11 protein-coding genes and 1 tRNA gene are annotated in these 15,141 nt (G+C 42.5%); 7 read left to right on the top strand and 5 right to left on the bottom strand.

Annotation, left to right across the window (positions count from 1 at the left end; translation table 11 throughout):
- The first annotated feature begins 306 nt into the window (after nt 1-306).
- The 6 genes from GTQ43_RS02480 (at nt 307) to GTQ43_RS02455 (ending at nt 8,030) form a co-directional block, all read left to right on the top strand.
- A complete protein-coding gene (locus GTQ43_RS02480; RefSeq protein WP_265270385.1) occupies nt 307-2,154 on the top strand; it encodes a hypothetical protein in 1,848 nt (615 codons plus the stop codon).
- Between the two features lie 192 nt (nt 2,155-2,346).
- A complete protein-coding gene (gshA, locus tag GTQ43_RS02475; RefSeq protein ID WP_265270383.1) occupies nt 2,347-3,486 on the top strand; it encodes a glutamate--cysteine ligase in 1,140 nt (379 codons plus the stop codon).
- A gap of 331 nt (nt 3,487-3,817) precedes the next feature.
- The gene (locus GTQ43_RS02470) at nt 3,818-4,279 is read left to right on the top strand and encodes a tRNA (cytidine(34)-2'-O)-methyltransferase (RefSeq protein ID WP_265270381.1); all 462 of its coding nucleotides are present in this window, start codon (nt 3,818-3,820) and stop codon (nt 4,277-4,279) included.
- A gap of 793 nt (nt 4,280-5,072) precedes the next feature.
- Nucleotides 5,073-7,391 carry a peptidoglycan DD-metalloendopeptidase family protein gene (locus tag GTQ43_RS02465; protein WP_265270379.1) on the top strand — a complete coding sequence of 773 codons (2,319 nt, stop codon included), beginning with the start codon at nt 5,073-5,075 and terminating at the stop codon, nt 7,389-7,391.
- A gap of 224 nt (nt 7,392-7,615) precedes the next feature.
- Nucleotides 7,616-7,689: transfer RNA gene (locus tag GTQ43_RS02460), tRNA-Met, on the top strand.
- A 122-nt stretch (nt 7,690-7,811) separates the two neighbouring features.
- Nucleotides 7,812-8,030, top strand: a complete 219-nt coding sequence (locus GTQ43_RS02455) for a hypothetical protein (RefSeq protein ID WP_265270377.1) — start codon at nt 7,812-7,814, stop codon at nt 8,028-8,030.
- Nucleotides 8,031-8,134: 104 nt separating this feature from the next.
- Here the strand turns inward: GTQ43_RS02455 and GTQ43_RS02450 are convergent, their stop codons facing one another.
- Nucleotides 8,135-8,290 (bottom strand): hypothetical protein, encoded by a 156-nt coding sequence (locus tag GTQ43_RS02450; protein ID WP_265270375.1) that lies wholly within the window; start codon nt 8,288-8,290, stop codon nt 8,135-8,137.
- Between the two features lie 112 nt (nt 8,291-8,402).
- Between GTQ43_RS02450 and GTQ43_RS02445 the strand changes: the two genes are divergently transcribed.
- On the top strand, nt 8,403-9,215 hold the full coding sequence (locus GTQ43_RS02445) for an S-adenosyl-l-methionine hydroxide adenosyltransferase family protein (protein ID WP_265270373.1): 813 nt from the start codon (nt 8,403-8,405) through the stop codon (nt 9,213-9,215).
- Nucleotides 9,216-9,284: 69 nt separating this feature from the next.
- Here the strand turns inward: GTQ43_RS02445 and GTQ43_RS02440 are convergent, their stop codons facing one another.
- The 4 genes from GTQ43_RS02440 to GTQ43_RS02425 form a co-directional block, all read right to left on the bottom strand.
- A complete protein-coding gene (locus GTQ43_RS02440; RefSeq protein ID WP_265270371.1) occupies nt 9,285-10,592 on the bottom strand; it encodes an NF041680 family putative transposase in 1,308 nt (435 codons plus the stop codon).
- Nucleotides 10,593-10,935: 343 nt separating this feature from the next.
- Nucleotides 10,936-11,601, bottom strand: a complete 666-nt coding sequence (locus GTQ43_RS02435) for a GUN4 domain-containing protein (protein WP_265270369.1) — start codon at nt 11,599-11,601, stop codon at nt 10,936-10,938.
- A 207-nt stretch (nt 11,602-11,808) separates the two neighbouring features.
- Nucleotides 11,809-13,797: an ATP-binding protein gene (locus tag GTQ43_RS02430; protein WP_265270367.1), complete on the bottom strand. Its 1,989-nt coding sequence runs from the start codon at nt 13,795-13,797 to the stop codon at nt 11,809-11,811.
- A complete protein-coding gene (locus GTQ43_RS02425) occupies nt 13,794-15,071 on the bottom strand; it encodes a DUF4255 domain-containing protein (RefSeq protein WP_265270365.1) in 1,278 nt (425 codons plus the stop codon). Before GTQ43_RS02425 ends, GTQ43_RS02430 begins: the two co-directional genes overlap by 4 nt.
- Nucleotides 15,072-15,141 lie beyond the last annotated feature (70 nt).

Genomic DNA, 15,141 nt, shown 5'->3' with positions numbered 1-15,141 from the left:
AACTAGAATATGGTATAGCGGTTCCCATTCAAACGTGGTACAACATCATCTCATAAGGTGTAGAGGCAATTCATGAATTGCCCCTACGGGTGTACCTCACATAAATGAGAACCGCTATATCTTAGAACCTAACCTAAACAGAATAATAGTAAAAAAATGTGGGATTTGCCAAGAATTCAGAACGGGGTATTGAATTTTACCTTGCTCAATAATTACTATTAATTGTGGGTTGTAATTAGCTATTTACCTAGCAACATGGACAAATCAGGAGTAGATACTCCAATGTTTAAAACATAGTGCATCTGTATGGAGGTTTCGTTGATATTTCTCGCTTCTTCTGCTAAACCTATTGATGATAATCTCAAAAACTTTGGAGATGAAATAGAAGCCCAAAGTCCTAGTTTATCAGTCTTAGCAGCGCGTCAATTTCGTTATAGTTTACGTCAAACTCCCATAGAAGTAAATATCAAAGAACCCCGCCAGTTTAACGTACTCGAAGAATTTATTATCCGTGCTGCTATTGAATTTCAACCTTCACCAACAGAAGAGGAATTAGCCTCTGTACTAGGTCTTGACTCTATATTTATCAAAACCACTACAGCAACTCTCCGCTCGTTACAAACTCTATCAGCAACATCACCAATTACAGTCACTTCTGAAGGTCGTTCATTTTATGAAAAAGGCTCTGTACCACAGCCTCCATATCCGGTACAGCTTAATGCTATTACAGACCCTTTAAGTGAGAAAATAATCTTTCAATCTGAATCACTAAGCGAGACAGTAATAAATTTGCCTGACTTAGCAGATTTTATAAATATTGATAATACAATTATTGATATTTCCGCATTAACGCTTGAGGAAATCCAAAAAAATATTCAGGCTTCAGGTTTAACACTTCATTTACCAGAAGAGGGAAAAATTGTCACTTCTTATAAGATATTAAATTCGACTCAAAAATTTTGGAGAAAGATATCACTTTTCGTCATATTCGATGCCATTGAAGATAAATTGAGCATTCAAATAAGAAATGGAAAGCAAATTTTAGAATTAGCATCAAATTGCTTACAAATGCTACATGATGAAGGAAAAATTTCTTTACAAGAATTATGCAAATTATCAACTAAAACCATCCATTTTGAACGTGAAGCCATTCTCAAGCAGAAAAATACTGATATAGAATTTAGACTCGAAAATATTCGTCAAAAGGTGTTACAAACTGCTGCGAGTTCCAGTAAAACAGTAGATAACTCTAAAGTGGTCGGTAAAGCTGTACAGTTACGCGATGGACAAATTAGCCAAGCTTTTTCAGAGGTTTTAAATTCGGCTAAAAGTCAGGTGATGATTTATTCTCCTTGGGTGAATCAGGCAGTTGTCAATGAAAAATTTCTAACTCTGTTACAGAAATTAGCTAATCGCGGAGTTTGGGTTTTAATTGGACATGGAATTGCGCGGCGACAAGAAGATGAAGATCAAGCAATTTCACCGGAAATAGAGAAAAAACTTCAATCGATAAAAACACCTGATGGTTTACCATCTGTACAAGTTTTTTTGTTGGGAGATTCCCATGTTAAAGAAGTAATAGTTGATAAAGAAATCTATCTTTGTGGATCTCATAACTGGCTATCTTATCGCGGCGATTACTTACCACTAGGCGAGTCGGTTTATAAAGTTACAATTTTGGATCAAGTCGAGGAAGCTTACGAATTTCTCGCTAATCGCTTCCAAAATCACGCTCAAAAATTATGGCAAAATTCTCTAGAAAAGCGTGATTTTCAACTAGCTATAGAATCTTTATGTGTGTGGGGTGCGCTAGGTATGGAAGATATTGCCCTCAAAGAGATAGAACAAAATAACTGGCTAGAACTTCTTCCTGTGTGGTTAAATGTGGCACTTCAAGGGTTAAGATCGAAGAATATACAAGCTGATTCAGCAATTTTTAAAACGGCACTTCTGTTACTGAAGCAGATTTCTAGTGAAGAGGCTTTTATTGAGCAATTGGAACAAGGATGGCGTAAAATTATCAGCGCGATCGCAATTAACAATCCCAAAACTGCTTTAAACTTACTTAATGATAAAGCCTGGGCGCAGTTTCTCCGTCTCAATATTGTGCAACAGAGTGATTCGCCCAATGATTTTATTCTGTACCGTACTTAACCCAATATTAGGATATTTTTTATACTTCAACAGGAATATTTTCTTGGAGGACAGTCAATAATCAAATCTGTCGTCCTGATTAACGTGAGTTAGGAATTAAATGATTCTTAACCTTTGATTGACTAAAAGATAGATCCAGATATTCGTCTTATTCGATACAATTTATAGGCAGAGAGAGCCGAGGAGAACAAGGTGGTCTTATTAAAAGGCTTTGAGATTGAGATGTACACTGGCACACCTCAAGGTGAAATCGTCGGTCTCTCCGACAAAATCGTTGCGGCTTTAGATGGATTTATGCGGGAGCCGGACAGCCGTAACGTCGAATACATAACCCAACCATCCCATAATTACGAGAATTTATTGTGTGCCTTGCTTCGTCCCCGGCGAAAATTGCGAAACTATCTCAATCGCTTGGGCGATTACACCCTAATACCAGGCAGTACTTTATCTTTGAGTGGAGGCGATCGCTTTCTGCGTTCCGATCCAGCAAACCCCTATCATGATTACATTGAAAATACCTACGGGACAAAAGTAGTCACAGCAAGCGTCCACATTAATGTCGGTATCAGCGATCCAGAAGTATTAATGCGGGCGTGTCGAGTCATCCGTATGGAAGCACCCCTATTTCTCGCCCTCAGTGCCTCATCTCCCTTCCTGGATGGCAGAACTACTGGCTATCACTCCACTCGTTGGGGACTTTTCCCGCAAACGCCCAGCCACGTACCCTTATTTGCCAGCCACGCCGATCATATTCAGTGGGTGGAAAATCAACTCGCTGCTGGAACCATGCAAAATGTGCGGCATTTGTGGGCATCAGTGCGACCAAATGGCGATCGCCGCCCTTATGACCTAAATCGCCTAGAACTGCGAATTTGCGATTTAGTCACAGATCCCATTGCCTTGCTAGCCATTAGTGCCTTATTAGAAGCCCGCTTGTTGCAAATAATTGAAAATCCCAGCATCGATCCATTAACCCAAAGTACCTTTTCTGCTGATGAACTCGTCACTCTAACTGCTGACAACGAAGCTGCCGCCGCTGCTGGTAGTCTAGATGCTCAACTGCGGCATTGGGAAGATGGTAGAAGCATCTTAGCGAGGGATTGGATTTCTCAAATGTACCAAGATGTTTGGGCGATCGCAAAACAACGAGGCTTTAGCTGTTTCCTTTCCCCTTTGCACAAAATCCTCCGCGAAGGTAATGAGGCTCAACAGTGGTTACAGTTACACACAGTCGGTTTTGACACCCAGCGCGTCATCACCCAAGCTATTCTCGCTACCCAAGAGCGCGAAATTGAACTCGAAGACAAATTGTGTTCTTCTCTATCGACTTAATTGAAGAGGTAGGGAGTAGGGAGTAGGGGGAGACATGGGAGACAAGGGGGAATTATTTAACAAGTTTATTCCCTATTCCCAATTCCTTGGAGATACTACCAGCCCTAAAATACACAAGCACTTATTATTTCTACACAAAACTTAACATTTTCTGATTCTAGCCAAATATCCTCTCAGGCACTACTCTGGGAGGGTTTGTGCTTCGGTTTAAAAATCTAATCAATTGAGGATGCTTGATTATTATTAACAAAACCTATGAATCGCCTCTACCCTTTGGTAGATTTAACATTGACAATAAAATGTTTTATACAATACGTAAATTATACGGACAATGCCTCAGGTAGTTTTAGTTAACCCGCAAATCCCTCCTAATACAGGTAATATTGCCCGTACTTGTGCAGCTACAGGTACGGAGTTACATTTGGTCGGGCCTTTGGGGTTTGAAATTAGCGATCGCTACCTCAAAAGAGCGGGCTTAGATTACTGGCCTTATGTCAAATTACACTATCACGAATCGCTAGAAGCCTTTAAAAACATACATCAGGAGCGTGGAGGCAGATGGTTGGGTTATACAGTTGGTGGAAATTGTAATTATGTAAGCTTTCAATTTCAGGATAATGATTGGCTACTATTTGGTAGTGAAACCACGGGCTTACCACCAAAAATTCTGTCAGATTGTGATGCCACCTTGTATATTCCCATGAGCCAACCGGGGGTTCGCAGCTTGAATCTGTCAGTAAGTGTAGCAATTGGCTTATTTGAAACACGCCGTCAGTTAGGCTATTTACAATAGTTGTTTACCTTCACAGTCCTAAGTGAATACACTTAGGATATGTCCGAGAGTCCATTAGACGATTTATTTGTGGCAGCAAAAATTTTCTTGGTGACAGCAACAATATGTAAAACAATATACCGAAAATTGGGTTTCTTGGTGAAATGTAGTGGAAGATACTTACAAATAGAGGAAGGTTGTTATAAGAAATTTGTATATAAAACTTGGGATATTGCCAAATTTGAATGATAGATTTTGATGAATTTGAAACATCCTAAATTAGGCAACGAAAGCCCTAAAACCCGCCCAGGTTGTATATTTGAGCTATATTTGCTCAATGAATGCTAAAAAGCAGCCCAAAAGCAGATGATAGTTAATACGGTTGTTTTTTAGGGAATAATCAACGTAAAGTCTCGTGTTGAGAAGACTGATTGGGTAGAAATATCTTGAAGATATCTACAGCAGAGGGCATAACTTTTCCAGAAGTCGCAGCAATTTAATTTTCGGCAGTGACTATAGGACTTGGCAAATAGTTTGTCCAGTCCCCGCGATTGACGCAAGACAAACGCGGACAATGGTAAAGAGTAAAACGTCCTAAGTGGTGTTAGGAGTGGTTCGGACAAGTGAACACAGCAAACTTTAAGTTTGGCTAAAAAATGTGAACTTGTCTAAATCAGAGAAGCAGGTTAATCTTGCGTAAGCATCTCTGGTGAATGTGATCTCGATCAATCATTCTTTGCGATCTAAGTCATTGACTAGGATGCAAGTGAAAAATTGAGGTCAGTTAAGCGCTAGTGATCATAGGAGGTCGTCTTTGAAACGAGCATTAAAGAAGAGAGTAAAAGCTGTGTTGAACAATAACCCCAGCAGCGATGATGCCCCGGTAGAACTGCTAAATGTGATGAATCCAAAAGTTAACCGCCGGGTGCGGACAAAAGCTGCCATGATTGGCTTGGCAATCTCTATGGGAGCAACCAGCCTTTTGGTGACTCGACAAAGCGATCAAGCCCAAGCAGCAGTGCCTGTAGGCAGCCAAAAGGCAACCTCAGCAATTCCTGCTGTTCCTGACACTGAGGTGAAATTCGCCTCCACAAAGCTGGAGTCCAAAGCAGTCTCATCAGCGAGCGTGCCGGAAAATCCTGCGATCGTGGAACCAACGGCAGTCTCACAAGTGCCTGGGCTTGAAGCTAAATGGCAAGTCGCGGCAAATGGAATGTCTTTGCAACCTCCAGCATCAGCAACGTTTTTCCAAGCAACAGCGAATTATAAAAATTCCACCAACCTGAAGCCGCAAGTGGCACAGGGATTGAACAATACATTAGCCGAGACTAGTTTCCCAACAGTCAATAATCTGTCTGACTCTAGTGCTGATGGTGTTGGTAGTACAAATGCATCACAATCTGCCCAGCCCCAAACAGTAGCAACATCGGGTGCAGTCAACAGTGAAATAAATGCACAACTTAAGGCGCAACAAGAGTTTGCACTGAATCGCTTACAAGAAAAATCTAATCGGTTAAGAAAGAGCCTGGCACAGTTGCGGCCTGGTGAGACTGAAAATTTATCACAAGCTGATATGGGGTTGGCGCAGCCAACGACTGTAGCTGAGGGAACTGCATTAGCTCAGTCAAACACTTCTGACGATGCAAGCAAAGCGAAATTGATATCAAGGCTAAAACAGAAGGCACAGACAAGTGCAACTGTACCAGCACCAGTTAAACCAACACTGATTGCGTCTTCGGCTCGAACAGCCTACGAAGTTAAGCCTGGAGATACACTAGCAGCGATCGCCAGTAAATACAATACCTCAGTCTCAGAACTAGTTAAGGCAAACAACCTTAACAATCCCAACGAACTGCAAATTAGTCAACAACTAATTATTCCTGCTGGTCAAGTTGGGGTAAGTGTAGCAATTCAACCCGATGTAGCGAGTCAACCCACTTTTGTAGAGTCCAGCAAAACTCCAAAGGCGGCTACCTCTCCAATGAACATTGGTAGTGCAAACTCATATCTACCTACTTTAGAATCACCAACTATTGCCGACAAAAATAGCGTTGCCGTCCCTACACCAGTAAGGGCGAAGAATCAGATTCAGGCAAATAGTGCCACCGACTTAGAAACAGCCCCGGCTACAGCTAAGTATTATGGTGTTGGTGGTGAAGATCCGGTGCCAACAGCTTTTGCCGAAATGCAACAGCCAAAAACACCAACAAATAAGGTAGCAAGGGTAAATAATAGCGATCGTTTGCGGGGCTTGCAAGCAGAAATTCAGAGATTACAGCAGAAATATCGCGCTCAACAGTCTGGTAACTTAGTTGTACCAGTAGCAGCGGCTACCGAAACGAATAATACTGCGATGCTCACTCCTGTTTCTACCCCTGATAATTTCGCAGCACCTAATTCCGCAGTTCGACCCAATAGCGTAGCGATACCAATCCCAGTTCCTGCACCTATTAGGTCTAACTATAGCGTTCAGCCAATTAAGCCTCAATTCAGTGCTGCTGTACGCCCTATCGAGCCAGTAAACCCAGAGTTCTTGCCTAATCTAGGGTCTGCTAGTCAGTGGACTCCTTCTCGCACCCCATCAGGCACACGAGTTGCAACACCTCCTGGAAGAGTAAATGCCTCTGACTCCTTAGGAATGATGCGGGGAAGAACAGTTTCTCCACAGGTAATACCACCTTTGGCAGCAGTGGATCAATATTTGCCCAGACCCATTGACGAATTGACACCTCCTCCATCTACTTCAACCTTGGCTTACAACTGGCCTGCGAAGGGTACTCTCACTTCTGGCTTTGGTATGCGCTGGGGAAGACCGCACAAAGGAATTGATATTGCTAACTCCACTGGCACTCCGATTGCCGCATCAGCTGATGGTGTAATTGAAAAAGCAGGCTGGAACAGTGGAGGCTATGGTAATGTTGTCGATATCCGCCATCCTGACGGCAGTCTGACTCGGTACGCTCATAACAGTAAGATTTTGGTGCAACCAGGTCAGGAGGTACATCAAGGACAAACAATTGCTTTGATGGGTACTACTGGTCATAGCACTGGTACTCACTGCCACTTTGAAATCCATCCACCAGGAAAGGGTGCTGTTAATCCAATAGCCTTCCTACCACAAAATCGCGTGTAATTCTTGGCTGTGTGTAACTAAATCACCGCCTTGTTAGCTAAGGGAGATTAAAAGTGCTGAGTACTTTCTACTTGACTCAGCACTCAAGACTCAGACCTGAGTACTGTAAACTCCCTCTTTTGCTTTCTATTGCCTCCACAGGGATGAAATTTGTCAGAAAATTGCAAAAGGGGCTGTCTTAAGCAAATTTGTATGGTATAGTAGTAAATGATTTGAAAAAACATGGCTCAGTAGCTCAGTTGGTTAGAGCACGGGACTCATAAGCCTGGGGTCGTTGGTTCAACTCCGACCTGAGCCACTTTAAAAGTTAATCTATATAAGGGTTTCAGCTTCTGTACATTGGTGGTCATAGAAGCTGAATCTTTGTTTTAACTCTCCTTTGACTATCCAGTGACTATCCAAAATAGTCAAAGGATTACCATGAAAATTGGTATTGAAGTATTTAAAGGTTATCTTAGATTAAGATTTCCTAGCGCTTTGTTTAATGGCAATCAGAAATACTTCTTATTAAATTTAGCTGACACTATTGAAAACAGGTTAGCTGCTGAGGTTAAAGCCAAGCAAATAGAATTAGATATCATTGCTAGTTATTTTGACCCTAGCCTTGGCAAATACAAAGCTGAACTGTTCACAGGCTGACTATAAAAACTCTACCACTACCGTACACCAGAGAACCCCTCTAAAAACAAAAAAAACCCGCCGTAGCGGGTTACACAACAAACTAAGAACAATGAAAACTTGATTTAGCTGGAATACCTCATCTCAGCTTCCAGTTGACGAATTAGTTGTTCGTCGCCCTTTGCTCTGGCTACTTGCAAGCGATGCTCTAGGCTTTTTTGAATATTCTCTCTGTGGGCTTCTTGTGCTTTTTTTGCACTTTGTAGTCTACCTTGATTCATAGTAATTACTTTCTTTATTCTTTTAGTTTATGTCTTCTCTTGTTAACATAACACATATTCTGTAGCTGTTGCTACAGAATTTTCCGACTTCATGTATTTTTTAACAAAAATTATGTCTGAGAAGCAGATAGCTCAACAAAGACTCATAACTTTTCTAAGCGATTTTGGCGATCGCGATACCTATGTAGGCATAATGAAGGGAGTCATAGCCCAAATCAACCCCAGACTGACAGTAATAGACTTAACACACCAAATTCCGCCGCAAGACATCGCCGCAGCCAGATTTTGCCTGATGAATGCTTATCCCTATTTCCCCGTAGGGACAGTGCATCTGGTAGTAGTAGATCCGGGTGTGGGAAGCAAGCGACGAGCGATCGCAGTAGAATTTGCTCAAGGGTTTTTAGTCGGCCCAGATAATGGTATCTTTAGTGGGGTACTTAGTCAAAGTCTGGCGATGTCTACGACTGGCTACGCCTACGCAGCCGTCGAACTTACAAATCTTAACTATTGGCGAACTTCTCAACCAAGTAACACTTTTCACGGTAGAGATATCTTTGCACCAGTGGCAGCTAATCTTGCTAGTGGTGTCCCCCTCAAACAGCTAGGACAAGAAATTGATCCAGCAAGTTTAGTCAAACTCGATATAGACGAGTGCCAGCAAACAAGCAACGGTGTAGTGGGTTGCATTCAATATATCGATCGCTTTGGCAACCTGGTGAGTAACATTCCAGCGAATTACATACAAGGCAAAACTTGGTATGTGCAAGCTGCTGGGTTGAATATACCAGGCTGTGAAACTTACAGTGATGTTAACGTGGGAGAAATAATAGCTTTAGTTGGCAGTCACGGTTGGGTAGAAATTGCCATTAATAGCGGCAATGCTCACTTACAGTTGCAGTTAGATTGGCACTGGAGTTTAGACTAAGCAATGGAAAATGACCCAGCAGGGCTGAGTTAATCAGAGACTTAGCAAAAGTATGAAGAATCTTGGGTATTAAACAGCAACAGATGGTTCTTTAGGTGGTCGTGCTACTGTTTTTTTAACAATGGGACATCGGTTTTTACGGTGACGCTTCTTTCCTTGTTGCCAACCGGGAGACTTTCCGCGAGGTTTGGGTGCAGAGGTGGGAGTACCAATGGCCGCAAAAACTCCACCTATAGCTTGAGCAACTCTTCCAGGGGTCAATTTATCTAGAGACTTCTGCCAAGGTAAAGGATTGTCAGTAACGATATCGCGGGCTAACCACAATTCCCAAGTCATCAGAGGCATGAGGTCACTCCACCGTTCACTTTGCTTAGGAGTACCAAAGTTTGGTACAGTCCAATGTAGACGCTGCTTCAAAAAGCGATACCAGTGGTCAATGGTAAAGCGACGCAAGTAAAGACACCAAACTTCTTCTAAGGGTGGCATTTCTTCTCCTACCCAAGCCAACCACAAAGGTTTGGACACTCTCATGTTACCTTGCGCGTCCAGACGTTCAACTCTGATGATTAACATTGGACGTGTAGCAGCCTGACGGAAGTGTAAATCTTTCCACAAGCTCACACGCACACGTCCTAATTTTGGGTCATTTATTTCTAATACAGATGTTGCTTCATTCCATGTTGTGGGCTCATTCAGTTTAAATTTATCACCATGCTTTTTAGGTCGCCCCTTTCCCGAATAAGCTTTTGGTTCACCCCATAAACACAGATTTGAACGCAACCGAACGAGAATATCTGCTGGAATATTCGCAGTTTTTAAGATAAAAGGCGCACAACCATATTCACTATCCCAAACTGAAATCGGTCTGGTAGGCAAATATTTACACACCTGTTTGAGTTGCCAAATTGCTTTCCCAATAGGACTTTCGGCACTTGTGATCCGTTCATGTCTTAATGGTAATGCCCAACTTCCCTCATTTTCAGGTATCCAGGCAATTGTGCTATATCCTTGACCAATGGTAATCGGTTTATTTCCTGCTATGGATGTGCCACTATGCTCATAAGTTCGCTCTTGCAACCTGACGGCATCTGGGCGTGACCAGTTTGTGTGATCTCCTGCTAACAATGGTCGTCCCTCTGCGGGGATTTGTTTGATATATAGCTGCATCAATTTCTGTCGCTGTGGCCTACTATCTTGTAGTGCCTCATAGATACTTGGCCACTTCCTTCTAAATACTGGCGATAGGGACAATTCTGCTAGGCAATAAACATTTCTAGTTAGCAATATGGCATCTGTCAACTCAAAAGTTGCATCGTGTGCTCTGCCTAAATATTTGTAGACTGCTTGACGGAATTCTTCTAATCTGGCACGTTTCATCTTGGCATCTGAGTAATGGTAGTTCGTTTCTCAGCTTCTGCCAAAAGGGGGCCTGTATTCAATCAGACACCCCTTTTCTTCTTGCTTATTATATGATAATGATAATCGAATAAGGGGGGTGGGAGAGAAACGAGCGACGCTCGTTTCTCTCCCACCCTTTTCATGATTATCATTATTGTATTATTTTCTGAGCAGGTATACTACACAATAATTGTTAAAGGTCAGGATGCTTTAAGGCTGACAAGATAATATTTTTAACCTCTAATTCCTTTTGATTTGCGTTCTCTCATATCGCTTTTAGTCTAAACTCCAGTTGGCAAGAACCGCTTCAAATTGTGCTAACTTAAATCCCGCACCTCGTCAGTGCCACATCTAGAGAAACACCAAAGTTATATCCTCTCTCCACAGTTGGTAGATGTCCTGGGGGGAAGGTTTTAAAGTTTGGTTCCTTGCCAGGTTTATACTCGTATCTTTTAGTTTGCTGATTATAGTTCCACTGAATCAGCCACTCACCTGTTAAGGTTTGCCATCCAACCGCGTCATACATCTTGCGATAGTCGTTTTTTTGTTCCCTCAAAATCTTTTCTTGAGCGCTAAAGCCCAACTTCCCATCACTGGCTGCACTCCAAAGCTTGTCAATAGTTTTTAAGTCAACACACGAAAGTGCATTCATTTCATCTTTGCTAATAGCACCCTCTGCTTGTGCCTTAGTCCCGGCAACATCTAGCATTCTCAGGTAAGTTTCTCGATCTGCTTGTTGCCAATCTTTGTTTTGTAAATATTTCTGCAACTGACTGTAATCGACATTGCGGGCTGTGGTAATTTCTACCTGCTTCAATGAGCCAGAATTAGTAGTTGTGTTAACTAAATCAGTGTTTCCTGGACTTTTGCTCTCAGACTTAGACCGTGTTAACGAATATCCAATCCAGCCCAAAACAGCAAATATACCGATAAGACTTGCTGTAATTAGTAAGGTTAGTGTCAGAACAGTCTGATTATTCTTTGCCATTTTTGGATGCTTCTGATTACTTTGAATGCCCCAGGATAAATTTAGTCTAACCGCTACTACATAATTGTCATATCATCTTGTATAACACCCACAGACTTCTATTAGAGCATTATTCTGATTGTGTAAATAGAAAATCTGAAAAACCTTACAAGCAAATACTTTTTTTAATTTTGCACCATAATTTTAGGATAGAAGGTTAATTTAAAATCACATCCATCCTCCAACTTCCGCATCAGTTAAAGGTTTCTCTAACTTGCTATATTCTGTCTGAGCAGCCCGCAATACGTGTTTCATCTGCACTGCTTCCCCGGTATCGGCGGCGAGGAAAGCTGCATTTAAGGCGATGTTACGGATATTGCCCCCAGCGACATTTAGCCGTGCTAGTTGCAGAGCATCTAAGTCTGCGGTTGGGGTGTCGGCGGGAAAAACACGCCGCCAAATCTCGGCTCGTTGTGTTGTATCGGGGAAGGGGAATTGCACCACAAACCGAATCCGCCGCAGAAAGGCTGTATCAATTGCACTTTTCAAGTTAGTAGTTAGCACTGCTAAACCTGGGTAGCTTTCCATCCGTTGCAATAGGTAGCTAACTTCAATATTGGCATAGCGATCGCGCGCATCTTTAACTTCACTGCGTTTACCAAATAAAGCATCAGCTTCATCGAATAACAAAATCACGCCGCCTTGTTCAGCAGCATCAAATACCCGGCGCAAATTTTTCTCGGTTTCGCCAATATATTTGCTAACTACCGATGATAGGTCAATGCGATAAAGATCGAGGCGCAATTTCTGAGCTAGCACTTCTGCCCCCAAGGTTTTACCAGTGCCGCTAGCACCTGCAAATAAGGCGCTGATTCCCAATCCTCTAGCACTCTTGGCAGCAAAACCCCAATTGTTATATACAGTACTGCGTTGACGCACATGAGCGGCAATTTCTCGGAGAATTTGTTTTTGTGCTTCTGGTAATACCAAATCTTCCCAATCACCAGATGGCTCAATCCGTTGGGCGAGTTCATCCAAACGCGGACGGGCTTGCACACGACAGGCATCCCATAAAATGCTAGTGATATCATTTTCTGGGGTTTGGGCTAACTGTCCTGCGGCTTCTGCACAAGCAGCCCGGATGGTTGCGGCACTGAGGTTAAACTGATCCACTAGGGTTTTAACTTGCCCGTTTATTTGCGGTGCAATTGAACCTAGTGCATCTTGCCAAACTGCACCTTGTTCTTTGCTAGTTGGTTGATGTACATCAAAATTAACTACTAGGCGTTGTCCTAGTCCTATGCGTTCCCGACTTGTAACTATTAAAAATCCCTGGGTGCGTTCGATGAAACGTGCGATCGCATTTAACCGCGCTATATCATTAGTATCCAGGTCGTTGCAGTCTATGAGTAACGCACACTTACTTAAAATCGTTTCACGAGTCCATAGGCGAATGAGATTATCTAACTCGCTAGGTACTAATGGAATCACTTGTGCGGGCATTACCCACAGGTTTAAACCCTGGAGTTGACAAATTGTCGCGGCAATGCAACGTTTGCTAGTAGTTTCAACACCACATAACTGAACGATTGGCAAGCTATTAACCTTGTAAGCTTGCGACCAAACTACTGATACTCGCTCGGCTAAATCTTGGTGCGAGGGAACTAAATCGCTAACCTCTGGTAATGGTTCAATGATGCCAGCTAATCGTTCGTCAAGGTATTGAATGCCTGTGAGATAATGTAAAATTCGTTCGTCAATTCTGACGGGGCTGAGAGTCAGGGCATGACCATCACCAATTTGAATTAATCGCCAATGACGTAAGGGAGCATTTGGAGCGATCGCATCCCAGTGGACGTTAGGTAAAGCGGCTAGAGCTAAACTAAGAGTTGGGTAAGCTCGTTGCAAATCCCCGTGCATTATAGCACACAATTTCGCAAAATCTCCATTCAATTCCATCCCTGCACACAAAAGCAACAAATCACGTTCAAAGGGTGAGAGGCTAAATATTTTGCATACTCTTTCCAATGCCGATGGTGTAGGCATAGCAGCAGCTGCTGCTTGTAACGCTTGCTGTAAATGCTCTTGGTTTTTCTCTTCTGGTTGATTTTGTTCTTTTGCCGTGTGATTTTCTAAAATGCCACGTACCAAGGCTAGGGCTGCTGATAGATAGAGATAGTTTGCCTCATCCCAATTGCGATTTGTTGTAGCATTCATAGAATTGTCACCTGTGGCGAATCATAAGCTCCAGACTGATTATTCTTGTGGAGTGGACTTTGGGCACCATCTACCTGCACCCGAACAATATAATTTCCTGGCTTGATATTTTGGATAGGAATAGTAATTGCATCGGTGTCTTCAGTGCGTGGTGCAACCAAAAAAGAGTAAGCTCCCGGACTATCATCTGACGCTTCATTGAGTAGCAAAACTACCCGTTGTGCCTTACCAACTTTGGGCTGAAATTTAACGGTAATTTTTGCTGTGCGTAAATTGTCACCGTTATTTTCTACTTGAGCAACGAATGCCGTAATTGTGGGATGGAGGACAAAAACCGCTACATTTGATTCAACTACATAATCTGTTTGCCCTGCATTGCCCATTGTGAGATGGACAACTTGGATACCCTGGACGCTTGCAGATAAATCCGATGGGACTGACAGGCTAATTTGTGTTTCTTTAACATCATTAGGTACTATTAAAGTCTCCGTGTTACCTAAACGGATTCGGGTAATCTCACCGCGTAACCGTTTACCACGAATTACTAATGTTGTGCCCGCAACAATCATCCGATCGGTCTTTGTTAGAGGCATAACTTGCTCTATAGTTGGTTGAGACAAGGGAATCATGGAGAAACCTTCAGAATTTTCAGGTTTGCTACTCTCAATCAATACCATTGATGCTAAATAGGTAGCTGAAGGTCGATAGTGGGTTTGCAAAGCAGACCATAATTTAGAAGTTTCTTCCATGTTAAAAAACTCTGGAGTCAATTTGATATGCCCAATTTGTTCAGCTAAATCGGATACAGACACACTGGCTACGGCTTGCGAAAAAACACTTGAGGTATTAGTTGTAGATGCATTGATCAGATTATTTTTTATAATATCCGATGCGATCGCTGGTGTTTTGTGTAATAAATGCATTGCATAGCCCAATAAAAGCTCCGCCTGAAAATCCTTGGCTCCGTAGGCTGTTAGCAAGTAATGCAGATCAAGAGCTAGTGGTGGAATCGGAGATTGCGGGTTTCCATTAATCCGTGAATGCCTACTCCGAAATTCCTGAGATACCCAATCGACATTGCGATTCTGCGTTACTTGATAGAGAAAGAGGTTGATTTGAGCGCGCTCGTCAGCTTCCACTGAAATTCGATCGGGTGGTAGGGCCGTTACAATCACATCACCAACACTAGCAGCGATCGGATCGCTGACTAAGCCATTTTCCAGCAAGACTTTTAGTACTGCTGTCACGGCGGCTATAGAGAGTACATTACTCATCCTCGTTCCTCATGGCAATAGCACATATTAATCATGTACGCCAGAGTACATTGACAGAATATATTTTGCA

Origin of the sequence: Nostoc sp. KVJ3 (assembly GCF_026127265.1) — a bacterium.
In the GTDB taxonomy this organism is placed as follows: domain Bacteria; phylum Cyanobacteriota; class Cyanobacteriia; order Cyanobacteriales; family Nostocaceae; genus Nostoc.
The sequence above is the reverse complement of the archived record's forward strand: the minus strand, read 5'-3'. Positions and strand labels throughout refer to the sequence as shown.

Excerpts from the sequence above, each read along its gene's own strand:
- GTQ43_RS02480 (WP_265270385.1), top strand. The coding sequence starts at position 307 with ATGGAGGTTTCGTTGATATTTCTCGCTTCTTCTGCTAAACCTATTGAT.
- GTQ43_RS02470 (WP_265270381.1), top strand. The coding sequence starts at position 3,818 with ATGCCTCAGGTAGTTTTAGTTAACCCGCAAATCCCTCCTAATACAGGT.
- GTQ43_RS02455 (WP_265270377.1), top strand. The coding sequence starts at position 7,812 with ATGAAAATTGGTATTGAAGTATTTAAAGGTTATCTTAGATTAAGATTT.
- GTQ43_RS02450 (WP_265270375.1), bottom strand. The coding sequence starts at position 8,290 with ATGAATCAAGGTAGACTACAAAGTGCAAAAAAAGCACAAGAAGCCCAC.
- GTQ43_RS02445 (WP_265270373.1), top strand. The coding sequence starts at position 8,403 with ATGTCTGAGAAGCAGATAGCTCAACAAAGACTCATAACTTTTCTAAGC.
- GTQ43_RS02440 (WP_265270371.1), bottom strand. The coding sequence starts at position 10,592 with ATGAAACGTGCCAGATTAGAAGAATTCCGTCAAGCAGTCTACAAATAT.
- GTQ43_RS02435 (WP_265270369.1), bottom strand. The coding sequence starts at position 11,601 with ATGGCAAAGAATAATCAGACTGTTCTGACACTAACCTTACTAATTACA.
- GTQ43_RS02430 (WP_265270367.1), bottom strand. The coding sequence starts at position 13,797 with ATGAATGCTACAACAAATCGCAATTGGGATGAGGCAAACTATCTCTAT.
- GTQ43_RS02425 (WP_265270365.1), bottom strand. The coding sequence starts at position 15,071 with ATGAGTAATGTACTCTCTATAGCCGCCGTGACAGCAGTACTAAAAGTC.